The organism is Georhizobium sp. MAB10 (genome assembly GCF_045012825.1).
Lineage (GTDB): Bacteria > Pseudomonadota > Alphaproteobacteria > Rhizobiales > Rhizobiaceae > Georhizobium > Georhizobium profundi.
The window spans coordinates 1854727-1876924 of sequence record NZ_CP118314.1; the positions used below are offsets into that span (position 1 = coordinate 1854727).

24 protein-coding genes and 1 tRNA gene are annotated in these 22198 nt (G+C 59.9%); 15 read left to right on the forward strand and 10 right to left on the reverse strand.

The genetic code is table 11. The annotated features are described in order from the left end of the window. Complete coding sequence (ilvC, locus tag PU133_RS08550; RefSeq protein ID WP_126009567.1) at positions 1-1020, forward strand: ketol-acid reductoisomerase; 1020 nt, start codon at positions 1-3, stop codon at positions 1018-1020. Positions 1021-1129: 109 nt separating this feature from the next. On the opposite strand, the gene PU133_RS08555 is transcribed toward ilvC, so the two are convergent. Next, the gene (locus tag PU133_RS08555) at positions 1130-1603 is read right to left on the reverse strand and encodes a MarR family winged helix-turn-helix transcriptional regulator (RefSeq protein ID WP_404864281.1); all 474 of its coding nucleotides are present in this window, start codon (positions 1601-1603) and stop codon (positions 1130-1132) included. 129 nt (positions 1604-1732) lie between these two features. Here PU133_RS08555 and PU133_RS08560 point away from each other — a divergent pair, with 129 nt between their 5' ends. Together PU133_RS08560 and PU133_RS08565 are read left to right on the forward strand one after the other, a co-directional pair. Next, the gene (locus PU133_RS08560) at positions 1733-2161 is read left to right on the forward strand and encodes an organic hydroperoxide resistance protein (protein ID WP_126009570.1); all 429 of its coding nucleotides are present in this window, start codon (positions 1733-1735) and stop codon (positions 2159-2161) included. A gap of 9 nt (positions 2162-2170) precedes the next feature. Further along, on the forward strand, positions 2171-3127 hold the full coding sequence (locus PU133_RS08565; RefSeq protein WP_404864282.1) for an MBL fold metallo-hydrolase: 957 nt from the start codon (positions 2171-2173) through the stop codon (positions 3125-3127). 80 nt (positions 3128-3207) lie between these two features. Here PU133_RS08565 and PU133_RS08570 read toward each other — a convergent pair whose 3' ends face one another. Beyond that, entirely contained in the window at positions 3208-4719 is a 1512-nt protein-coding gene (locus PU133_RS08570) for an SLC13 family permease (RefSeq protein WP_404864283.1), read from the reverse strand. Positions 4720-4884: 165 nt separating this feature from the next. Next, positions 4885-5556, reverse strand: a complete 672-nt coding sequence (locus PU133_RS08575; RefSeq protein WP_126009576.1) for a hypothetical protein — start codon at positions 5554-5556, stop codon at positions 4885-4887. 336 nt (positions 5557-5892) lie between these two features. Between PU133_RS08575 and PU133_RS08580 the strand changes: the two genes are divergently transcribed. Beyond that, entirely contained in the window at positions 5893-6567 is a 675-nt protein-coding gene (locus PU133_RS08580; protein ID WP_404864284.1) for a COG3650 family protein, read from the forward strand. A 9-nt stretch (positions 6568-6576) separates the two neighbouring features. On the opposite strand, the gene PU133_RS08585 is transcribed toward PU133_RS08580, so the two are convergent. Together PU133_RS08585 and PU133_RS08590 are read right to left on the reverse strand one after the other, a co-directional pair. Next, the gene (locus tag PU133_RS08585; RefSeq protein ID WP_404864285.1) at positions 6577-7104 is read right to left on the reverse strand and encodes a hypothetical protein; all 528 of its coding nucleotides are present in this window, start codon (positions 7102-7104) and stop codon (positions 6577-6579) included. A 69-nt stretch (positions 7105-7173) separates the two neighbouring features. After that, complete coding sequence (locus PU133_RS08590; protein WP_126009582.1) at positions 7174-7626, reverse strand: BA14K family protein; 453 nt, start codon at positions 7624-7626, stop codon at positions 7174-7176. A gap of 245 nt (positions 7627-7871) precedes the next feature. On the opposite strand from PU133_RS08590, the gene PU133_RS08595 reads away from it, so the two are divergent. The 5 genes from PU133_RS08595 to PU133_RS08615 all read left to right on the forward strand — a co-directional run bounded on the left by PU133_RS08595 (position 7872) and on the right by PU133_RS08615 (position 10631). Further along, the gene (locus PU133_RS08595) at positions 7872-8588 is read left to right on the forward strand and encodes an NUDIX hydrolase (protein WP_404864286.1); all 717 of its coding nucleotides are present in this window, start codon (positions 7872-7874) and stop codon (positions 8586-8588) included. Positions 8589-8644: 56 nt separating this feature from the next. After that, complete coding sequence (locus tag PU133_RS08600) at positions 8645-9595, forward strand: PhzF family phenazine biosynthesis protein (protein ID WP_404864287.1); 951 nt, start codon at positions 8645-8647, stop codon at positions 9593-9595. Positions 9596-9663: 68 nt separating this feature from the next. Then, a tRNA-Lys gene (locus PU133_RS08605) sits at positions 9664-9739 on the forward strand. A 349-nt stretch (positions 9740-10088) separates the two neighbouring features. After that, positions 10089-10253, forward strand: coding sequence for a hypothetical protein (locus PU133_RS08610; protein ID WP_404864288.1), 165 nt, complete (start codon positions 10089-10091; stop codon positions 10251-10253). A gap of 24 nt (positions 10254-10277) precedes the next feature. Further along, on the forward strand, positions 10278-10631 hold the full coding sequence (locus tag PU133_RS08615) for a hypothetical protein (RefSeq protein WP_404864289.1): 354 nt from the start codon (positions 10278-10280) through the stop codon (positions 10629-10631). Positions 10632-10897: 266 nt separating this feature from the next. Here PU133_RS08615 and PU133_RS08620 read toward each other — a convergent pair whose 3' ends face one another. After that, positions 10898-11092, reverse strand: coding sequence for a HEPN domain-containing protein (locus PU133_RS08620; protein ID WP_404864290.1), 195 nt, complete (start codon positions 11090-11092; stop codon positions 10898-10900). 89 nt (positions 11093-11181) lie between these two features. Here PU133_RS08620 and PU133_RS08625 point away from each other — a divergent pair, with 89 nt between their 5' ends. The 6 genes from PU133_RS08625 (at position 11182) to PU133_RS08650 (ending at position 17642) form a co-directional block, all read left to right on the forward strand. Next, positions 11182-11436 carry a hypothetical protein gene (locus tag PU133_RS08625; RefSeq protein ID WP_404864291.1) on the forward strand — a complete coding sequence of 85 codons (255 nt, stop codon included), beginning with the start codon at positions 11182-11184 and terminating at the stop codon, positions 11434-11436. 141 nt (positions 11437-11577) lie between these two features. Beyond that, the gene (locus PU133_RS08630) at positions 11578-11955 is read left to right on the forward strand and encodes a DUF1622 domain-containing protein (protein WP_404864292.1); all 378 of its coding nucleotides are present in this window, start codon (positions 11578-11580) and stop codon (positions 11953-11955) included. 499 nt (positions 11956-12454) lie between these two features. Then, positions 12455-13435 (forward strand): TAXI family TRAP transporter solute-binding subunit, encoded by a 981-nt coding sequence (locus PU133_RS08635; protein ID WP_404864293.1) that lies wholly within the window; start codon positions 12455-12457, stop codon positions 13433-13435. 85 nt (positions 13436-13520) lie between these two features. After that, positions 13521-16187 carry a TRAP transporter permease gene (locus tag PU133_RS08640; protein ID WP_404864294.1) on the forward strand — a complete coding sequence of 889 codons (2667 nt, stop codon included), beginning with the start codon at positions 13521-13523 and terminating at the stop codon, positions 16185-16187. Between the two features lie 10 nt (positions 16188-16197). After that, positions 16198-16623 carry a universal stress protein gene (locus PU133_RS08645; protein WP_404864295.1) on the forward strand — a complete coding sequence of 142 codons (426 nt, stop codon included), beginning with the start codon at positions 16198-16200 and terminating at the stop codon, positions 16621-16623. Positions 16624-16790: 167 nt separating this feature from the next. Further along, positions 16791-17642: a YihY/virulence factor BrkB family protein gene (locus tag PU133_RS08650; RefSeq protein WP_404864296.1), complete on the forward strand. Its 852-nt coding sequence runs from the start codon at positions 16791-16793 to the stop codon at positions 17640-17642. A gap of 65 nt (positions 17643-17707) precedes the next feature. Here the strand turns inward: PU133_RS08650 and PU133_RS08655 are convergent, their stop codons facing one another. The 4 genes from PU133_RS08655 to PU133_RS08670 all read right to left on the reverse strand — a co-directional run bounded on the left by PU133_RS08655 (position 17708) and on the right by PU133_RS08670 (position 22198). Next, positions 17708-17968, reverse strand: coding sequence for a DUF6894 family protein (locus PU133_RS08655; protein ID WP_404864297.1), 261 nt, complete (start codon positions 17966-17968; stop codon positions 17708-17710). Positions 17969-18166: 198 nt separating this feature from the next. Next, complete coding sequence (locus PU133_RS08660) at positions 18167-20152, reverse strand: hypothetical protein (RefSeq protein WP_404864298.1); 1986 nt, start codon at positions 20150-20152, stop codon at positions 18167-18169. Between the two features lie 110 nt (positions 20153-20262). After that, positions 20263-21606 carry a carboxylate--amine ligase gene (locus PU133_RS08665; protein WP_404864299.1) on the reverse strand — a complete coding sequence of 448 codons (1344 nt, stop codon included), beginning with the start codon at positions 21604-21606 and terminating at the stop codon, positions 20263-20265. Between the two features lie 121 nt (positions 21607-21727). Beyond that, positions 21728-22198 carry a DUF421 domain-containing protein gene (locus tag PU133_RS08670; protein WP_404864300.1) on the reverse strand — a complete coding sequence of 157 codons (471 nt, stop codon included), beginning with the start codon at positions 22196-22198 and terminating at the stop codon, positions 21728-21730.

Sequence of the window (22198 nt, forward strand, 5' to 3'; positions counted from 1 at the left end):
ATGCGTGTCTATTACGATCGCGACGCCGATCTCAATCTCATCAAGTCGAAGAACGTCGCCATCATCGGCTACGGATCCCAGGGCCGCGCACATGCGCTGAACCTCAAGGATTCCGGCGCACAGAACGTCGTGATCGCGCTGCGCGAAGGCTCCGCAACGGTCAAGAAAGCCGAAGCCGATGGCTTTCAGGTCAAGTCGGTCGCTGAAGCTGCCGCGTGGGCTGATCTGATGATGATGGCGACGCCCGACGAGCTGCAGGCCGACATCTACCGCGACCACATCGCCGGTAACATCCGCGATGGCGCTGCTATTGCCTTCGCGCACGGCCTCAACGTGCATTTCGGCCTGATTGAGCCGAAGTCGAGCGTCGACGTTCTCATGGTCGCGCCGAAGGGCCCGGGCCACACGGTTCGTGGCGAGTACCAGAAGGGCGGCGGCGTGCCGTGCCTGGTCGCCGTTCACCAAAACCCATCGGGCAATGCGCTCGATCTCGCACTGTCCTACGCCTGCGGCGTCGGCGGCGGCCGCTCGGGCATCATCGAGACGAACTTCAAGGAAGAGTGCGAAACCGATCTCTTCGGTGAGCAGGTCGTTCTCTGCGGCGGTCTGGTCGAACTGATCCGCGCCGGTTTCGAGACGCTGGTTGAAGCCGGCTACGCTCCGGAAATGGCCTATTTCGAGTGCCTGCACGAAGTGAAGCTCATCGTCGACCTGATCTACGAGGGCGGCATCGCGAACATGAACTACTCGATCTCCAACACCGCCGAGTGGGGCGAGTACGTCACCGGTCCGCGCATCATCACGGATGAGACGAAGGCCGAGATGAAGCGCGTGCTGAAGGACATTCAGTCCGGCCGCTTCACGTCGGAATGGATGCAGGAATACCGTTCGGGCGGCGCGCGCTTCAAGGGCATCCGCCGCGTCAACGACAGCCACCAGATCGAAGAAGTCGGTGAAAAGCTGCGTGGCATGATGCCGTGGATCAAGTCGAACGCGCTCGTCGACAAGGCACGCAACTGATCCATTGACCGGCGCGGCCGACTAATCGGCCGCACCAAACAACTGAGGCGGCCGCGGAGCAATCCGCGGCCGTTTTCCGTCTCAAATGCCGTTGTCTGATGCCTCTGCCTCAGGCCGGTGTTTTCGGTGGGTCGATGTCGGCGAGCATCCGGCGCAGCCGCGCGACGATCTCCGTCGCCTGCTGCAAGTCGCTCTCGGGCATGTCGAGACAGGACAGGATACAATCGGGGATTTGTGCCGCGCGGGCAGCGATCTCCTGTCCACGCTCGGTCAAGTGCACCAGTACGCGGCGCTCGTCGTCGGCTTGGCGCTTACGCCCGACGAGGCCCGCGATCTCCATGCGCTTGAGAAGCGGGGAGAGCGTGTTCGTATCGAGCATCAATTCGCGGCCGAGCGATCCCACGCCACGCTTGTCTTCATGGCGCAGCGCCAGAAGAACGAGATATTGCGGATAGGTGATGCCGAGCGGATCCAGAATCGGCTGGTAGAAGCGATTGAAGGCATGGCTGACCGCATACAGATTGAAACACAGCATAGCCTGTGGATCGATCGTCTCGGGCGCTTCTGCATTGTTCTGTGACATGGCTGGTCCGGCTCGCGTTCCCCTGAGTTAGGTCGATACGGCGCAAAACGCAATCGATAGCGACATCCTATTGTCATTTGTATCGTGCACGATATAAGCGAATTCGACTTTTAACAGAGGAGATATGCAATGTCGGTCAACGTTCTCTACCGCACCCAGGCCACCGCAACCGGCGGTCGCGACGGTCGCTCGGCCACCAAGGATGGTGCCGTCGACGTCAAGCTGGTCACCCCCAAGGAGCTTGGCGGCGCTGGCGGTGACGGGGTCAATCCCGAGCAGCTTTTCGCGACCGGCTATGCCGCCTGCTTTCTCGGTGCCTTGAAGTTCGTCGCTTCGAAAGAGAAAGTCAGCGTTCCGGCCGATGCGAACGTGACTGCCGATGTCGGCATTGGTCCACGCGCAGACGAGGGCGGCTTCGGTCTGGACGTGGCACTTACCGTTTCGCTGCCGGGCGTGGAAGACGCCGTCGCCGACGATCTGATTGCCAAAGCCCACGTCGTCTGCCCTTACTCGCACGCCACACGTGGCAACATCTCCGTTTCCGTCAACCGCGCGTAGGGACAGATCATGAATATCACCAGACGTTCATTTGGCCTCGGGGCGCTTGCCGCCGCTTCCACTCTGGCATTGCCTGCTTGGGCGCTAGCGCCGCTTGCCGGCGTGCAAGTTCCAGGCGTCGTCCGCCGCAAGGTCGGGTCCTTCGAGATCACGGCGATCAACGATGGCTACACCGCGCTGACCGCCGATCTCTTCTCCGGCGTTCCGGCAACCGACATCGAGGCTGCACTCGCTTCCGTGCGCCAGGGGACGACCATCCCGACGGCGGTGAACACCTTTGTCGTCAATTCCGATGCCGGCACCTGGCTCATCGATGCGGGTTCGGGTCCGTCGCAGGCCTTCGGGCCCAATCTCGGCCGCACGGTGGCCAATCTTGAAGCAGCAGGCATCACGCCGGATCAGATCGACGGCGTTATCCTGACCCATGCCCATATCGATCACGTCGAAGGTCTCGTCGATGGCAGCGGCGCCGCCGTCTTCGCCAATGCCGAAGTGGTCATCCATGAGGACGAGTACGGCTTCTGGTTCGATGACGGGATGATGTCGCAGGCGCCGGAAGCAGCGCAGGGCCTGTTCGAAAGTGCGCGCCGGTCGCTAACGCCTTACGCCGATCGCACGCGACAGGTCCAGGCAGGCGAAGTGGCGCCGGGCCTGACGCTCATTCATGCACCGGGCCACACGCCGGGACATTCGGTGCTGCACATCGCCAACGGTGACGACGAGATGCTGATCCTCGGCGATACGCTCCACAATGCCGCGATCCATACCGCTTACCCGGATGTGGGCTTCGGCTTCGACACCGATGCTGCGCTTGCTGCGCAGTCGCGTCGTGCGCAGTTCGACCGCGTCGCGGCCGACGGCATTCTTGTCGCTGCCACCCATGTGGCGTTTCCGAGCTTCGGCTACATCGTCGCCGAAGGTGATCGGTTCCGTTATCAGCAGGCGGAGTGGCAGTTCCCGCTCTGATCCCGTTCAGGTCTGAACACATGAAAAGGGCCGCGGAACCCAGTGCCGCGGCCCTTTTTTATATGCGACGCGTGGATTCGTCAGAGCTCCAGGCCGAAGACGATCGGGCCCAGCGCCAGGAAGAGGCCATAGATCAGGATGATCGCGAGGATGTTCATCCAGATTCCTGCGCGCATCATGTCGGTAAGGCGCATGCGGTCGTAGGAGAACGCAATCGCATTCGGCGGTGTTGCGACCGGCATCATGAAGGCCATGCTGGCGGCAACGGCGACCGGGACGGTCAAGAGCAGCGGATCAAGCCCAAGGCCGACGGCAACGGCGCCGAGGATCGGCAGGAACGTGGCTGCGGAGGCCGTGTTCGACGTGATCTCGGTGAGGAAGATCATCGCCGTGGTCAGGACGAGCACCAGGATGAAGACGCTGATCTCCAAACCGCCGACCGATTGGCCGATCCATTCCGCCAGCCCCGTCGAGGCGAAGCCGCCGGCGAGTGCCAGGCCGCCGCCGAAGAGAAGCAGGATTCCCCACGGCACCTTCTTCGTGGTCTCCCAATCGAGCGTGCGCTCGCCAGTGTGGCGGCTCACCGGAATGGCGAAGAGCAGCAGCGCCGCGGCGATGCCGATGACGGTGTCATCCAGTGCGAGACCCGTGATGTCGGCAAGCAGCGTGCGGAAGATCCAAGCGAGCGCAGCGAGCATGAACACAACGCCGACGAGCTTTTCGCCGCGGCCCATGGGGGGCAGCGCGCGATATTCCTTCCGGATGCCGGCGCCGGCATCGTCGATTGCGATCGTGTGAGTGGGGAAAAGGAAGCGGGTCAAGAGCAGCCAGGCGAGCGGCAGCATGATGAGGACGATCGGCACGCCGAACAGCATCCAAGTGAAGAAGCTGATCTCGATGTCGTACTGGTCGCGCATCAGGCTGGCGAGAAATGCATTCGGCGGTGTGCCGATCAGCGTGCCGACGCCGCCGATCGAAGCCGCATAGGCGATGGCCAGCATCAGCGCGACGCCGAAATTGCGGATGATCGTGTCGTCGTCGGTCTTCTCGGAGATGAAATCGATCACCGACTTGCCGACAGCAAACATCATGACCGCCGTGGCCGTGTTCGAAATCCACATGGACAGGAACGCCGTCGCGATCATGAAGCCGAGGATGATCTTTTGCGGCGAGGTGCCGATGGTCGCCACGATCATCAGGGCAAGCCGGCGGTGCAGGCCGACCTTCTGCATCGCGCCGGCCAATAGAAATCCGCCGAGGAACAGGAATACGATGGGGTCGCCGTAGCTGCGGGCGATTTCCGCGGTGGTGCCGATGGCGAAAAGCGGCATGGCGATCAGAGGCACAAGCGCCGTAGCGGGGATTGGGATCGCCTCAGTCAGCCACCAGATGACCATCCAGGCGGCAACAGCGACCATGCGCCATGCTTCCGGTGCCATGCCCTCGGGAGCGGGCAGGGCCAGCAGGAGGAACGCGACCAACGGTCCGGCGACGATGGAGCCTATCTTGAAGACTGACAGCACCGGTTCCGTGGACGTGTCCGGCCGGGGCTGGGGCGCGCGCGGTCCGGCATTGCTGGAGTTCTGTGACATGTGATGAGATGACCCCTGAGCGTTTCGCTAAATGTCTTGGGAAGACGTTCAGGGGTTCAATCAGACTTTTTCGGCGAGAGGCAACCCTTTGCCCGGGACAAAGCGCCATTTCGTCGCACAATGGATCAACAAACCCCGACCCGAGAAGGATCGGGGCTCGCTGCCTCAAGACCCGTAGGTCAGCCGGATCTGGTAGTCCGGATGCGCCATTGCGAAGGCGGGTGCAGCTGGAGCAGTCCGCGAGGCGATGCGCATGACGACCTGCATCGCCAGGGTCATCGCCACCAGAGCGACCCCGTAGGCGGCCAGAATGCCGATGGCCGTCACGGTATTGTTCAGTTGCGAGAATGCGCCGAGCGCCACCGGCGCATACCATGACGTGGCCGAGATCGCTCCGGAGATGACGAAGGCATTGCGCGCACCCCTGCCCATGCCCGCAAAGAGCGTCTGGCCGATCTGCGCCCGGATGCGGGGCATGACGATCGAGTGGATGAACATGCCATTCGCAGTCAGAATCGACACGATCGCCAGTTTTGCCCAGATCTTCTCGTTCATCAGCTTGGCCGGTTCGAAGAATGCGTACTGGATGAGAAAAGCGATGCCGGTGATCCAGAGCAGCATCAGACCGAAGCTGACCAGCCGCGCGCCGAAATCGATCATCTGCCAATCGTGAAAGGTGATGCGGCGGCTCCCGACGAAGCGCAGCAGCATGAGGTCAAGCATGGTGGCCGCGCCCAATCCGATGGCAAGGCCGATGAAATGCGCGAAGCGGGTGGCATTCTTGACGGCGAGCACCACATCGCCGCTCAGTGCCAGTAACAGGCTGTCCAAGTTCATTCTCTGTCTCTCCGTGGTTATCCCCCTGTGCAGTGCAGCAATTGTCGCGATGCGATGAGGCAGAACACGTGCGAAAACCGGGCAGGATCCCGCTGACAAAAAGACCGAAGTCATTTCAGCTTCTTAAGGGCGCAAACATTGGGTTTCGTGCATTAACATATTCGAATGTCCGACTTCAGTCCGTGGACTTTGGTCGGTGTCTTTGCCAGTTACGACGCGGACCAAAGGCGTAGAAATCGGCGATTGAGGCGAGAATCAGGCGAAATCGCGGCAGGTGCCTTCGGCAGATGAAGCATCGCATTGTCTACGGTGCTGCGCGCGGATAGACTTGCCGCCATGATACCGACTTCCTTTCGCCGACCAGTTCACCTTGTGTCAACGTCGTTGTTGCTCGCGGCACTGTGTCTCGCCGCGCCAAGTGTCGCGGAGGTTCTCGAGGACGATCAGTCGCTTCCGGCGCTCTACGCAGTGACGGGGGTCGAACCGGGCGACGAACTCAACATCCGGCTGGAGCCGCGATCGAACGCCGACATCATTGGCAGGCTTCCACCACAGTCGGCTGGCATCGAAGTTGTCAGCCGACGGGGCAACTGGCTGCAGATCAACAGTAACGAGGCCAGCGGATGGGTCGCAGCACGGTTTCTGGAGCGGGAAGCCGGCGCCCCGCAGTCCGGTGTGCTGCCGGAGCGGCTCGCATGCTTCGGAACCGAGCCGTTCTGGTCGGTGGTGGCTGCGGGAACTTCCATAACCTACAACACGCCAGACAATCCCGACGGCACGCTGTTTTCGATCCGCCACGTGACGGGGGCCATGAACAGCCCGTCGCCGCATTGGATCATTCTTGGCGAGCGGCAGGAACAGTCGATGACGGCGGTAGTGATGCCTCAAGCCTGTTCGGACGGTATGTCGGACAGGATGTTCGGGCTTGCGACGACGATCGTGATCGACAGCGGGGATACGGCGACGGGCCTGAGCGGCTGCTGCTCCATCGCGCCGGCCGCGCAGAACTGAGCCAATCGTTCATCGCGCTGGTACTGGACGCTGGTAGCCGGGTCCGATCGTCAGCGGCGCGTCCGGAACCACGGATCCATCGACCTCGGACGTCACCGTGAAGCGGTGTTCCCAGAAAGGCTCCCCGGTCTCCCGGTCCAGCAGAAGCAGATCGACCCCATAGGGCTTGCCGGCCACGATGCCGGACAGTGAGGGGCTGCGCAACGAAATCCGCCGGTCCGGAACGCCTATCCTTTCTTCCACCAGATAGGGTGGTCCGCCGAGGGGATCTTCGAAACGCGCCTGGAGCACCGTGCCGATGGGGATGGGGCGATCGACGGCTGCCGAAAAACCCATATAGATATCGGATACGCGGTAATTCAGAATGAAGCTCGACCCGAGGATCTTCAGATAGGGCCTGTCGGCGCCATCATCGCGCAAGAGGGAAAGCGCGCCATAGAGCATCCCGCAGAGAAGAAGCCCTGCGAAAAACGCCCAGAGCAGTGCGGTCTCCTGCGACATCGCAGGCAGAAGCGACCGTCGCGCGAGTGAAGCCATGACCACTCCTCGAAAAAATGAAAGCGGGTCGATGACCCGCTTTCATCCTAGCACATCTGGCTTTGATAATCAGCCGTAAGGCGAGATGCAGGAGCGCCGAGGGCCGTGATAGGGCTGGAACGTGTTGTCCGACGCACGGTAGGACCGGTATCGCGCGTAGCACCAATCGATATGAGCCGAATTCAGCCCGTAGCCTGGACGAACCGGACGGATGGGTGGAGGCGCAATGTAGCGCGGAGCAGGGCGGTAGTAGCCACCGCCACCAATGATGATGTCGACCGACGGTCCACGACGGTAACGCGGGCCGTAATGACGTGGGCGGTGCGCATAACGGTCGCGGTGATGCCAGCGACGCGCATCACGCCACCGGCGATCATCCCGCCAACGCCGCCCGTCGCGATACTGGACCTCAGTCACGAGATTACCGAAGCCGCGGTCCTGCGCACGGGCTGTCACGGTCGAGGGTAGTAGAAGTGTCGCGGCAATCGCGACTGCACTCAAAATGGATAGGAAGGCGCGCATGCCTTGTCTCCCGAGCAATGCAAATTCGCTCCTCTGTGTCCGATGCCGGGGTGGGAGAGGAGGCGGTTGCGAAAGTCCCTTCGCTTGTCCGGCGATTTTATGAACGTCTTTTTTGGGAGCCGGTTCCAAAAGGTTGCAGCAAAAACGTGGCAATGGAAAGGAGGGCCTGCATGCTTTTGTCAGTCAACCGGCATCTTCGCCGTTGCGCCCAAAGGCGTGTGATTGGCGGGTAGGGAGCTTTATCCATGACAATCGAGCGGACGAGCGGCACGGTCATTCCGCTTTCACGGATCTCCATCGCCATGTCTTCCGAGCCGCACCCCTTCGAGATCGCGCATCGAGACGCGGCAGAAGAGGCCTGGCAGCAGAGGCAACGGACCAATCCAGCTCTCTTCAACGGAACCGTCATGCTCCACTCCACGATGGACATCGAAGACGGCCGGCTGACCACGGTTGCGCATCGCGTGCCCTATTCGGCATTGCTGCTTTTTCTCAAGGAGCGGCCAGTCGAAGGCTGCTGGCACCTCTTCGGCTCCGCTCTCCTCGTCTCCAGCGACAACCGCGTGATCCTGAGCCGCATGGCGGGAAGGACCGCCAATGCCGGCCTCGTCTACAGCCCATGCGGTTCACTCGACCTCAGCGACGTCGTTGGGGATAAGGTCGACATCGATGGCAACATGCGGCGTGAGGTGCTGGAAGAAACAGGGCTCGATCTTGCGAGCGCTGAGGCCGAGGCAGCGTACGGCATGGTGGAGATCGGCGGCGTCGTCGTCATCGTCCGGCGCTTCTTCTTCGACATGACGGCCGAAGAACTGGTCGCTCGGGTGCGCGCTCATATCGACGCCGAGGCCGACCCGGAAATCGATGACGTCTTTTCTGTCGGCGCGGAGGACGCACCGCGCTCCGACTACCAGTTCTACATGGTGGAGCTCCTGCACTGGCATTTCGGTTCAAAACGTTGAAGGATGGCCATACCGAGAGGGTAAGAAGCCGAAAAGAGGAGGCGCGCGACGTGGGGATGCAGTCGCAAGCACGGCCATATGCGATTTTCGATGTCTTTTCCGACCGGGCGCTCGCGGGCAATCCGCTCGCTGTCGTCTTCGAGGCGGACGGGCTGGACGACGCGGCGCTGCAGGGGATCGCTGCCGAGTTCAACCTCTCCGAAACGGTGTTCGTGCTCTCGCCTCAAAACGCACATCACACGGCGCATCTGCGCATCTTCACGCCTGTGCAGGAACTGCCCTTTGCCGGCCACCCGACGGTTGGCGCCGCCGTTGCGCTCGCGCATCGGCGCAATGGTTCAACCGAAAACGGCGCAGGCCATTGCGATACGGTGCTGATGCTCGAAGAACGCGCCGGCAATATCCGGGCCGTCGTCAGCATGCGCAACCACGCGGTCGATGACCGGCCGGCGGGATTTGCCGAGTTCGATTTGCCCCGTCTGCCGCGGCAAGTGGATTGCATCGTCAAGCGGGACCAGGTCGCGGATGCGCTCGGCATCAATCCGGGCAGTGTCGGCTTCGAGAACCATGTCGTTTCCGTCTGGAGCGCTGGCGTGCCCTGTGTGCTCATTCCCGTGCGTGACCGGACGATTGCTGAAAATTGCCAGTGCGACCCGGCGCGATGGGAGGCACTTGCGCCCATAGACGAAGGCATCCTGGCGAGCGCCTTCGTCTATTGCAGGGGCGGCATCGATCATTCTGCCGATTTCCACGCCCGGATGTTCGCTCCATGCTCCGGCACGCCGGAAGATCCCGCCACCGGTTCCGCGGTTGCCGCGCTCGCAGGTGCCGTCAACGCGTTCGACGACTTGCTGGACGGCCATCACATCCGCATTGTCGAACAGGGCATCGAGATGGGCCGCCCTTCCAAGATCCACCTGCACATGGATGTGACGGCTGGCCGCATCACCCGCGCTCGCCTGGGCGGAGCCGCCGTTCGGGTTGCGGAAGGTTTGCTTTATGTGTGACAGGGGCTGGACAGGGCCGCGGATCGACGTTATACGCGCCCAACTCCGGCCCGAAAGGCTGGACCCGTGGGTGATTAGCTCAGTTGGTAGAGCAGCTGACTCTTAATCAGCGGGTCGTAGGTTCGATCCCTACATCACCCACCACCATTCTCCTAAGCTGCTGATTTTGCGCTGACCCCTTGATCTCCAAGGGGTTGCGCTTCAATTGTGCTACACAACACTGATACACATAGTGGGGCTAGCGTGGCACGAAAACAGCTGTAATTGCACAAGCGTGGGGGCATTTACCAGATCCGTTTGAGGATGCCCTCTCGAGCAATTCCAGTGTGGATCGAGAGCGTCTGATTATGCCCGCGTCGGCATCCTCGGTTGGTACTATGGTATCACCAATGCTGCCAGCGCCATGACCGCGGCACAGTCTGGCTCCTTCCAGGAAGATCACGCTGGGACGGCTCGGCTGTGGGACGAACAGATCGCCAACCGCGAGCTGGCCATGTCCCCCTTCAGTTGGCGGGTAAGCAGCTTAGTCGAGGTCACCTACAAGCCGGAGGTCGCATTCTACAGGCAAGGTAGCACGGGCAAGCTGCTCTGGAAGCCAGCGACCCCGGCTGAAGCTTTTGGCGCTGCTGCCGAATATCTCTCCGGCTCTGCCGCCTAGTATGCGTGGCGGGCGAAGGAGGATTTGATCAAAACTTCCCAGTTCAAGGGTTTAGGCGTGACCGATTTCCGGACAAAGGCCGCTCGAGAGCTTCGTGACGAACGTCTTCAAAAGAAGTCCATCGGCTTCATTCATCAGGCATCTCGGTATCGGGGAAAAGCGAATTATCGGGAGGCGCTCTTTCTCGCCTATGGTTCGGCGACGGAGACGATACTCTCGGGCTTCGCTGACGACATGGCTGCAGTGCTCAAGGCATACCTGAGCATGGCTGGTGCCTTTGCGAAGCGCAAGCTTGGAGGCAATCTATGGTCAGAATTCGTGACGGATGTTGCCCCCAAGAGGGCGTTCACAAGTCGCGCAGTTGATGTCTGGAACTGATCAGACGTCAGTCACGACAAGCTGTTCTCCAGGATCAGTCAGTCCGAAGACGACGCTTGATTGTCCAGTTGCGATCGACCGGTCAAGTCCACGACTTAAAGGGACCAGTGCAGGTTCTCGTGGCATCGCTCTTGATGCCAGTGGATCCAAACCAACCCATTCCATGCTCAGAACGCCAGTATCGGTCGCGAATGTTTTTTCAGCACGATTTCCGCCCTATGGGTTGAAACGCGCCCCCACTAGAATGGAGGGATGACCTGGCACTGTTAACGCACCAGCTGATCAAGCGCCGCGATAAGCGCGCGGAAGAATGCCAAAGTTTCCTCAATCTCGGTCTGATTGACAACGAGAGTAAGGTCGCCATGAACGATGTCATTGCGGCGATTTAATTTTTGGTCGAGTAGCTTCTCGGCACTCTCCGGTACCCGCCGCCGTGTCTTATCGTTGAAGAACGCCTGCAACTGAGTGTGCTGTACGAGGAGTGATCACTTGGCGCGTCGGAACACCTTTGGCTACCATAAGTTCGAAAGTCGAACAGGAGCCCGATGACATGGACATAGCCGAGCTTCGTGGCTGGTATCGAAATCGATTTCTTTCAGGTTCAGCGCGCGAGAGCGAGATCACCGAACGGCTTGAAGCCTGCCTTAGATGGATGATGCAGGATGACGACACGGTCGAGATGCTTGCCGGTAATTCGCTAGCGGCCAGTCCGGAATTGGCGGACCCTCAAGCCGAGGGGGATAGGCAGTTCGTGGAAGACATCATTCGGAACCTCGAAGAATATCTGTCGGACGCCGCCGGCTAGCACTGTGCTCCGGAGCAGCCTTGAGGGGGGCGCTGGACCTGGGTTGTTTGATCTACCTTGTGCTGCTCCAACTTGTCTTCGTGGAAAATTTGGAACTATGCCGCGAGCTTCTCTGTTTGCCATAGAAAGAGGGGCGGCAGAATGTTGGAAAAGGCTGGGCAACTCGAGATCGTTATAGCGGCGCTCGAATATGCAGGAATTGCCGCGATCATCGTCGGCGCTGTCTACGCTGTTGTCGCTTTCGGGATGGCGCTACTCTCTGGAGTGCAGGATCAGCCGTTCCGGGCCATGCGGGCGCGGCTCGGACGCTCAATTTTGCTTGGGTTGGAATTCTTGGTTGCAGCCGACATCATCGCGACCGTCGCCATTGAACCGACCCTGCAGAAAGTCGCAACGCTCGGAGCGCTTATCCTGGTACGGACGTTTTTGAGCCTTTCTCTTGAAGTGGAAATCGAAGGTCGATGGCCGTGGCAACGCGCCGACGCCGAACATCCTCTGGAGCGCGCGACATCCAAATGATGCTTCGGTTTTGACGCAATCAGCCTCCGGCTTGCATCCCCACCTCCGCGAGGTTTTCGCGCCTAGGAAGAACATCGGAAGTGCGCCCAACTGGCAATTCGGGGGGCACATCAGGAACATGATTGACGTCCGGGCCTAACCAGCCCGTTTTGGCGCGAAGGAGCGGCTGCAACAGGCTCGCAAGCCGCCGTTGAGATCGGCCGCAGGTCAGCAGCTATTCGGCCAGCGGCGCCCAAAACGCATTGTTTCGGATCAGCCCCCAACACAGCAACGTTCGGTAGGACGAAAAAAGACTCGCCTTGATCTATTTTTGGGATCCGGAAGGCAGTTCACCACGAGCGAAACTGATGAGCTGACATTCCGACCCGCTGATGTTGCGTAAAACTTGAAATGCGGCTGAAAATAATCCGTTATGTGGCGAGGTCTACGACCTCGAAAGCTCCGGCGCCAAGCAGACGCGCATTGAAAGTGCTGCAGAACAGACTAACGGGAGACACGAATGACCCTCACCAAGATCCACATGACCGGCGTTGCCGCCGCTCTTGCCGCGACGCTGGGTGCAGGCACTGCGCTTGCCCAGGACCAGCAATTCATCTCGATCGGCACAGGCGGCGTCACCGGCGTCTACTATCCGGTCGGCGGCGCCATCTGCCGCCTGATGAACCAGAACCGACGCGAGCACGGCATCCGCTGTTCGGTGGAATCAACCGCGGCCTCCGTTTACAACGTCAACGCCATCCGTGGCGGCGAACTCGATTTCGGCGTCGCTCAGTCGGACGTTCAGTACAACGCCTACAATGGCGAGGCTGATTTCGAAGAGCTCGGCGCCCAGGAAGATCTGCGGGCAGTCTTTTCGCTCCACAATGAGCCTTTGACGATCGTCGCTCGCGCCGATGCCGGCATCGAATCCTTCGCCGACATCGAAGGCAAGCGGGTCAATGTCGGCCAGCCTGGCTCCGGCACGCGTTCGCTGATGGATCTCCTGATGGCAGAGCGTGGCTGGACGACTGCAAACCTCGCCGTGTCTGCTGAGCTTGCGCCTGCCGAGCAGAGCGCAGCGTTGTGTGACAACAACATCGATGCTTTCGCCTATGCCGTTGGGCATCCGGCAGGCGCCATCCAGGAAGCCACCACGACCTGCGACAGCGTTATCGTCAATGTCGATGGGGAAGAGGCTCAGGCGCTGCTCGACCAGTATCCGTACTACACCGCAGCAACGATCCCCGGCGGCATGTACCGCGGCAACGACGAAGAAATCACCACGATGGGCGTCGGCGCGACACTCGTCGCCTCGGCCAACGTGGACGAGGAAGTTGTTTATCAGCTGGTCAAGGCCGTCTTCGACAATTTCGAAGACTTCAAGAGCCTGCACCCGGCGCTTGAGAACCTCGAAGCATCCGCAATGGCGAACGAGGGCAATTCGGCTCCCCTGCACCCCGGCGCCGAGCGGTACTTCCGAGAAGCCGGCCTGATCGAATAGTCAGGGCCTTCGGACGCGCGGCGAGAGCGCCGCGCGTTCATATCGCTTTATCGGCATAAGCCGCCTCCACGATGAAAGACGCGCCATGAGCGATGGTACCCGGGACGTCGACGCCCGCAAGAGCATGAACGATGACGATCTCCAGGATCTCGTAGCGGCGACCGACACGGGTGCACGCAATCCCGCCGGAACGGCGGGCTTTGTCATAGCCGGCGTGGCGCTGTTGTGGTCGCTCTTCCAAATCTACATTGCGTCGCCTTTGCCATTCATGATCGCACAGGCGACCGGCTTGCAGGTGGTGCTGAACGACACCCAAAGCCGCTCGATCCACCTCGCTTTCGGCGTGTTTCTGGCCTTCATGGCATTCCCGGCCTTTGCCAGCTCGCCACGCGATCGCATACCGCTGCTCGACTGGGTCCTGGCGCTGGCGGCCGCATTCTGCGCGCTCTACATCTTCCTCTTCTACCGTGACCTGGCACGCCGACCTGGCCTTCCGATAACGCAAGACATCGTGGCGGCCGGCATCGGCATGCTCTTGCTACTGGAAGCCACGCGCCGCGCGCTCGGGCCGCCGCTTGTCATCGTCGCTGTTATCTTCCTTGCCTATGTGTTTTTCGGTTCGTCCACGCTCGTCCCGGACATCATCCGCTGGGGCGGAGCCTCCTTCTCTCGCGCCATGGATCAGATGTGGCTGTCGACCGGCGGCGTCTTTGGGGTCGCGCTTGGCGTATCGACAGCCTTCGTTTTCCTGTTCGTACTGTTCGGCTCGATGCTGGACAGGGCAGGGGCCGGCAACTTCTTCATCAAGCTCGCCTTCGCCCTGCTCGGACATTTGCGCGGAGGTCCCGCCAAGGCGGCCGTGCTGGCATCGATGATGACGGGTCTTATTTCCGGCTCGTCCATCGCCAATGTGGTGACCACCGGCACATTCACGATTCCGCTGATGAAGCGTGTCGGCTTCTCGTCGGAAAAGGCCGGCGCGGTCGAAGTCGCAAGTTCGGTCAACGGCCAAATCATGCCGCCGGTGATGGGCGCTGCTGCCTTCCTCATGGTGGAATATGTCGGCATTCCCTATATTGACGTCATCCGCCACGCGTTCTTGCCGGCACTGATCTCCTACATCGCGCTGCTCTACCTCGTGCACCTTGAAGCGGTGCGCAACGACATGCCGGCGCTGCCGAAGCGTGTCGACCGGTCGGGACGCGAAGCGCTGCTGCGGACACTGATCGTCATGCTTTCGATCGTGCTGATCGTTGGTGCGATCTATTACGCGATTACGTTCGTGCGCTGGCTCGTTCCGGCCATCTCTGCGCCGGTTCTGCTGCTGTCCCTGCTCGGCGCCTATGTGGCGCTGATCTGGTATGCGGCGAAGTCGCCGGAACTGGAAATCGACGATCCCGATGCAGAAGTGGTCGAATTGCCGATCGCATCGGAAGTTCTGAAGACGGGCCTTCATTACCTCATCCCGCTCTTCGTCCTGGTCTGGTTTCTCATGGTCGAGCGCCTGTCGCCCGGCCTGTCGGCGTTCTATGCCGTCATGACGCTGATCGTGATCACGATCACGCAGAAGCCGCTCAAAGCCTTCTTCCGGGGTATGCAGTCTGACGAGACGCGCCGCGCCATGCGCGAAGGCTTCGATGATCTCATTGTGGGCATGATTCTCGGCGCCCGCAACATGATCGGCATCGCCTGTGCCACCGCTGCAGCCGGCATCATCGTCGGGACCGTCACGCTGACCGGCATCGGCCAGGTCATGGCCGAGTTCGTCGAATTCCTGTCGGGTGGCAATATCTTCCTGATCCTGGTCTTCACCGCCATCATCAGCCTGGTGCTTGGCATGGGCCTGCCGACCACGGCGAACTACATCGTCGTGTCGTCGCTCATGGCGCCTGTCATCGTCGAACTCGGTGCGGCGAACGGCGTGCTCATCCCGCTGATTGCGGCGCACATGTTCGTCTTCTATTTCGGCATCATGGCCGATGTGACGCCACCGGTCGGCCTTGCTTCGTTCGCGGCAGCTGCCGTATCGGGCGGTGATCCGATCAAGACCGGCTTCACGGCGTTCTTCTACTCCCTCCGTACGGTCCTCCTGCCGTTCATTTTCGTCTTCAACACGGATCTCCTGCTGATCGACGTCGGCGTTGCAGGCGCCATCTGGATATTCATCAAGGCAACCTTTGCTATGTTGATCTTCGCGGCTGCGACGCAAGGATTCTTCATGGCGCGCAGCCGCATCTGGGAATCCGCGATCCTGCTGCTCGTCACGTTCCTGCTGCTGCGCCCCGGCTTTTTCCTTGATCTCGTGCAGGCACCTTACGACACCGTGCCGCCGCAGCAGGTGTTCCAAGTCGTCGAAGCAGCGCCGGACGGTGGCGAAATCCGTCTTGAGATATCGGGTCCCGATTTCGATAATCCGGACACGATCGTCAGCCGAACCATGGCGTTCGGTCTCGGCGAAGCGGGCGCACCAGGCGAAGTGCGGTTTGAGGAAGCGATCGGCCTGATGGCGATGCTGGATGGCGAGCGTGTGGCGCTGGATGAGCCGCTCGACCTCAACAGCCTCGCGGGCAGGACGCTCGGTGACCTCGACTTCTATACCGATCCGCCCGTCCAGATCACCCGCGTCGAGGTTCCAGCCGAACGTCTCCCGCGCGAGATCATGTACATTCCAGGCTTTCTGCTGTTTGGGCTGGTGTTCTTCACCCAGCGCCGACGGGGCGGCACGCTTTTCGGCAACCCGCAAGCCAGGTAAGGGGACGACGATGTACAGCGAAATCCTCGTTTCTCTCGATCTCGGCGACAAGGTGATGGCCGAGAAGACACTGAGCACGGCGATCGATTACGCCAAGGTCTTCGGTTGCCGACTGCATGTGATGACGGTCGTGCCTGACTACGGGATGGCGATCGTCGGCGGCTTCTTCCCGAAGGAGCATGAGCAACAGGCGATCCAGCACATGGACGGTCTGCTGCACGCCTTTACCAAGGCGCACGTGCCGGCCGACATCCGCCACCGTCATATCGTCGGGCATGGGTCGATCTATCGAGAGATCTTGCGCTACGCGGATGTCGCCATGGCTGACCTGATCATTCTCGCCGCTGCCACGCCAGGCCCGGAAGATTTCCTCATCGGCCCGAATGCCGCCCGCGTCGTGCGACACGCGAAGATCTCAGTTCTTGTTGTGCGGTAATCTGCGAACGAAACGAACACTGCTGAGCTCGGACTTCAGTCGCGTCGCAACTTGCGCACACACTTGAGCGTTCGCCGGATGAAGAGGCCCGTTCCCGCACTCGGCGGGCGGACCGGTCGCGAATGCGTTTGACCTGGTACCAGCCTACATTTGCTCGGAGGATGGTCTTGATCGGATTGTCAGGTGTCAGAGAAGTTGCAATATCGGCCGCGCAGGGTTGGTTGAACGATCGAGCGTTGAGTCTTGGCGCGGCAATCGCGTTCTACACGCTCTTCGCGCTCGCTCCCATGCTCCTGACAGCCGTTGCCGTGGCGGGATTGGTGTTCGGCCAGGAAGCGGCCCAAGGCGCTCTCGTGGGAGAGTTAGGCGGACTTTTGGGTCCGCGGGGCGCGGAGGCGCTCGAGGCCATGTTGGCGAATACGCGCGACACAGGAAGCGGTATCATCGCGACGATTGTCGGGACGGTGACTTTTCTCGTGTTGATGACCGGCGCCTTCGTGCAATTGCAGGACGCACTCAACCTGATTTGGAAAGCCCCGCCTGCTCGCCATTGGGGACTGGCGTTGGCACGCAGCCGCCTGATGAGTTTCGCCTTCGTCATAGGGATCGGATTTCTGCTGCTGGTCTCGCTGGTCATCGACGCAGGCCTCACAGCAGTCGGTACCTATCTTGGCGAGAAGCTTCCAGGCTGGTCAGTGGTTTTGTTCGCGTTCAATTCGCTGTTGGCCCTCGCCAGCGCTAGTGCAATGTTCACGGCAATCTTCAAGGTTTTGCCGGATGTGCCGGTAACGTGGCATGATGCGTGGGTCGGCGGGCTGCTGACGGGGCTGATGTTCACGCTCGGCAAGTTCTTGATCGCCTTCTACATCGGCAGCAGCGGGGTCGCATCGACATACGGGGCGGCTGGGTCGATCGTCACGATACTTCTCTGGATCTATTACTCATCCCAGATCGTGCTGTTCGGCGCCGAAGTTACGAAGGCTTACGCGGGAGTCCGCGGCTACGCCGATACTCGGTAAAGATGCCCAGCCAATCCGAGAATTCACATCGAAGAATATGTTGTGTCCGCCGCACCAGTATCGCGTCAGAGAACTGGCTCGTCGTCGAACGCCCGGCAGTCCGCCCCTTGGGAATCGACGGTGCATTCGTAGACGTAGGACCCTTCCTCGTCCCTCACTTTGACGACGACGTGACGCCGCGAACCGTCTGGCAGGATCTCGCGTGTGATCTGGCCAACGGTATTCATTGCTGCAGCACGCGCTCCTTGAAGGTCGACCATCTGCAGACCCTGATCATCCTTGGCGATGCGCGTTCCATCCACGACGTCGAAAAAATACTTGGCCATTTCCTTCTCCCGTTGGGGCGAGCCCATTATCGGACGAGGCCTCGCCTTGATCTCATAGAAAGGAAATGGCTGGGTATATGAGTTGTTCCGGAAATTGGCATATCCTATGGCTCTCGTTTTGAGCCTTCTGGATCCCGCAGTGAGCGGGGATGAGATCGACCGGTGGCCGGTTGATGCGCTGGGTGTCGAAGCGGTGGCCTATTCGGGCTGGCGGGACATCCCCCATCCGGCTGCAGTCAATGCGACTACTTTATCGACCAGGCTGGCTGGCACGATGGAGCAGTCCCCGGCTGAAATGGGATCATCGTGGAAGATGTACACATGAGCCGCGAACCGCTCGAAAGGCAGAGAGGCTTCACCAAAGCGCTCCCCATGACCTTCCGTCGACACGACGGTGCCGTTTCCCCAATCCTGGCCACTGTCATTGTTGGGGTTGTAAAAATAAACGCGCATCACTCCATCTTGGTCCAGCGAAACCCTGATCAGGCTGATGGCGTGCCATCCTACAAACGTTCCCGTGTTCGTCGTCGCAGCTATCCCGATCGGCTGCGGGTGAACGATCTGCTGGTTGCCGTTCCATGTTGGGTGATACGCAGCGCAAAACCGGCTTACGAAATTTCGGTGCTCCGCTAAAAGCCCGCTGTTGACGTCGACGGCGATATGGAAATCGCGCCCCACCCACCAACCATGCAATTCAGGGTTGATCCAGCGATGGGGATCCTCACCTCGGTTCCCGCAGCGACGGCCCATTTCCGCATAAAGCTTATCCAGGTGAGGCACGAGGATGGCTGATATCGGGTCGGTGTCCAGCACGGGGGTCGTAACCAAGCCGTGCCCCAGATCTTTGCTTTCGATCCGCTGCCCCTCGAAGTGCATGATGAGATTATCGTGCAGCGCCGTTTGGGCCACGATATGCAGCAGGTAGTCCGGATCATTCAACGCCCAAAGAGAGAGCGCTCGGGCTGATTGGCAGGTTGGATTGTTGCCCTGACCCACGCCGAGCGGCAAGCCAAGCATCTGCAGCAGCCCGGCGACGAGGTATGCCCTCGGCTCAACCCTTGTGCCGAACCTTTGGGACAGCACCGTCTGCACAGGGTTGCAAATGTTCAGATCGAGCATTCGCCAGAACGACGGGGCGACAGGTGGTGAATACAGGATCCCTCGCTCCAGCATGAGCGCCAGACCCAACACCGCCTGCGCGGTTTCGGGAAACACCGCAGTACGGATAAGGTCGTGGGTGAGCGCCGAATAGCATCGCATTGCATCGAGCCCGGTGCTGCTCAATGCAAGTGCTCTGCCCAGAAGCTCGTCGCTTTGGTGGTCGACCGCCCAACGGACGAATGCGGGATGATAGTCGGAGACGATGCCTGTTTCATGCATGCGCTTGGCGAGCGTTTCGGCTTCGAGCTTGAGCGTTTCGTCGTCTGCTGAAGAGAGGCGGTCTCCGTAGCGGCTTAGGCCGGGGTCATCGGCGCATAAAGAGGTCGGGGAAAACGCGGCCTCGACAAGCCGCTTGGCCCGATCGGACAGGTGCGATTGCGGAAAGTTGGCATTCGATCCTGTCACCGCGATTTGGGCAATCATCCCTTTGATGTGGTCGATCTGGATTGGACGCTGGGCAAGCACACGATGGACCTCATCCACGAGCTTCTCCTGGATGGTCATCGGTCCGACGATTTCGAGCAAAGTCGAGAAGAGGCGGTTTACTGCTGGATCGAGAGACCCGGCGGACGCCCGGCTGGCTTCGTCGCTTGTACCGAATATGCGGGCGAGGTTGAGCGCCAACACCTTGGCCAAGAATTCCGATGCTGCCTCAGCGGTCAGTCCGGTCTTTCGATATGAACCGCTGGCGACTGCGCCGAAACGCAGGAGGCTCATGCATTCAAGCATCTTGGTTTGAAGCGGACCATCTCTCAACGTACCGCCGACCAGACCGGGCAAGAGAGCTTCCGGACGGTCCCAATCGGAGCCAGCAAACAAGCCTGCAGCATCCGCTCTGGCCGCTCTGTCACGCAGTACAGCCAGTCCACCATCGTTCACCATGATCCTGCGAGCGACGTCGAGCAAACGGCCCTGATAGTTGGCCTTCGCGAAGGACGATGCATTTTCCAATTGCTCGAGCATGCGGTCGAACTGTCCGACAGTTTCGGCGAGCGGTCGCCGTGTCATTTCCAGATGGTTCATCAACGTTCCGTGCCTGTGGCTTGCGGTTCCGCCCTGTGGACGGTTTGTCCAGCATGCCGCAGGGCTCAGTGTCGATCGATAGCGACTTGCGCCAGAGAACGAAGCAATCGCTAGACGTAAAAATCCAGCTCTTCCTGTCGTTTCAGCAGGTCCCGCATTTGGTGCGCGTCGCTGCCGAAGAAGTAGACCAACCCCCAATGGGTCCCGAATGCTGTGCGCTTGGTAACTTTTTGCTCCATCGGCGGCGCCAATTCGTGAAACTCGAAATAGCTATGATTTTCGGTTTCATCGGGGATCTGCAGCTCGCTGACCACTCGCCGACGCGGATAGACGCCAAAACAGCCAGCATGTCCCTTTGCGCCAGTGACAGGCTCGGGGAAGAAAGCATCCAATTCTTCTTGTGTCGATTTCGGATCGAAGGCGAGCACCAACGCCTGATAGGCGTTGAAGCCATACGCTCGTTCCATCAGCTCGAAGGCATTGAACCCTGGCGGACGATAGGCCACTTCACCGAAATAGAGTGTGCCGTCATTCGTCACGAAGTATTCCGGATGAATGAAGCCGAAATCGATATCGAAAACTTCGATCAGCTTCTCGATCTGTTCCGTAATGCGGCCGCGCCACTTTTCCAGTTCAGGCGTGGCGGGCACAAAGACAGAATAACCAAGCGTCACATACTCCGATATGTTGAGGAACTGGATTTTTCGGTCCTTGATCCAGGCTTCCACCGCAAATTCCCAGCCGTCCAAATGCGATTCCAAGAGAGCGGGAAACTCGTCGTCTGAAATCGCATCGACGTCGTCGGCAGTCCTGATCACGCGGTGCCCGAGACAGCCTGCTTTGTCGAAGGCTTTCATGTGGATCGGATCGTTCACGTCGCCTTCGAGTTTCAGCAGCGTTTGGTTGACGCGCTTTAGGAACCGAATGACATCGGACTTGTCCATCGCCTCTTCGAAGATGCCCACTCGGATACCGCCGAGTTGTGCCCGGCGCTTCATCAATGATTTGTCGCGAAACAGCATCGATTGCCCAAGAAGACGCGGATTGCCGAGAAGAACGGAATTGATGGCGCCTGCCCACTCCACGGTTTCTTCGAACAGCGGGATGGCAACGTCGACGCCCATGTCTTTGAGCGTCTGCGCAATTTCATGCGAGCGGTCGTTAAGCCGCTCGAAATCCCATTTGATGAACGGGATATCGTTGGCGGTTGCGTACTCTTCGGCCCAATATGGTGCGACAACGATATAACGGCGGTCAAATTTCGCGATCGCCTCGATTGCCTTGAGGCTCCATCCAAGAATGGCGACATAGCCCTTTTCGGGATGTGCTGCAGTCATACGATCTCCCAGCCCGGCCCTAGAGAGGCCGTAATTTGATTTGATTGTCGAATTATAATATGCTGGATTTACGTAGCATGATGAGAAAAGTAACGCAAATTTCCCACAAAGAGGCAATGGTTAGGAGAATATTGGTTCGACAGTCAAAACTATCGAAAGGAGATCGTCGCCGAGCTTTGTAGCTGCTCTGCGAGATGTGGTTCTGCGACCGAAACAATTGACGACGAAGAAGCCAAGGTCATTTCGAGCGCATGACAACGCTCATGGTGCCATCGCTTTCGAGAATAAGAATGGCAACCTCATCGATATCGTTGCCGCCGGAAGCCCGCACAGCACTTAGTGCCTCGTCCTGCGTGACGCGTTCCTGCTTCATTGCCGAGGAGCAAAACTGGCCGTCCCGCGCAAGCAAGGCAGGCTCAGATCGGAGTGCGGAGGCGAAGCGGCCCGATCGGACGGACATAAAGGTGACAAGGAACTGCAAGAGGATCAGCAGGGCAAGGGCGATTGCACCTTCAGCGAGGGCAATGGACTCCTGAAGAATGATGGCAGACAGCGTTGAACCGAGCGCGACTGTGACAACGAGATCGAATGCGTTGAGTTTGGCAAGAGTCCGCTTTCCTGAAATTCTCAGGAACAGGACCAACGACGCATATGCCAGCGAGCCGACCACAACCGTGCGGACGATTCCTGACCAGTTCTGAAAAAACAT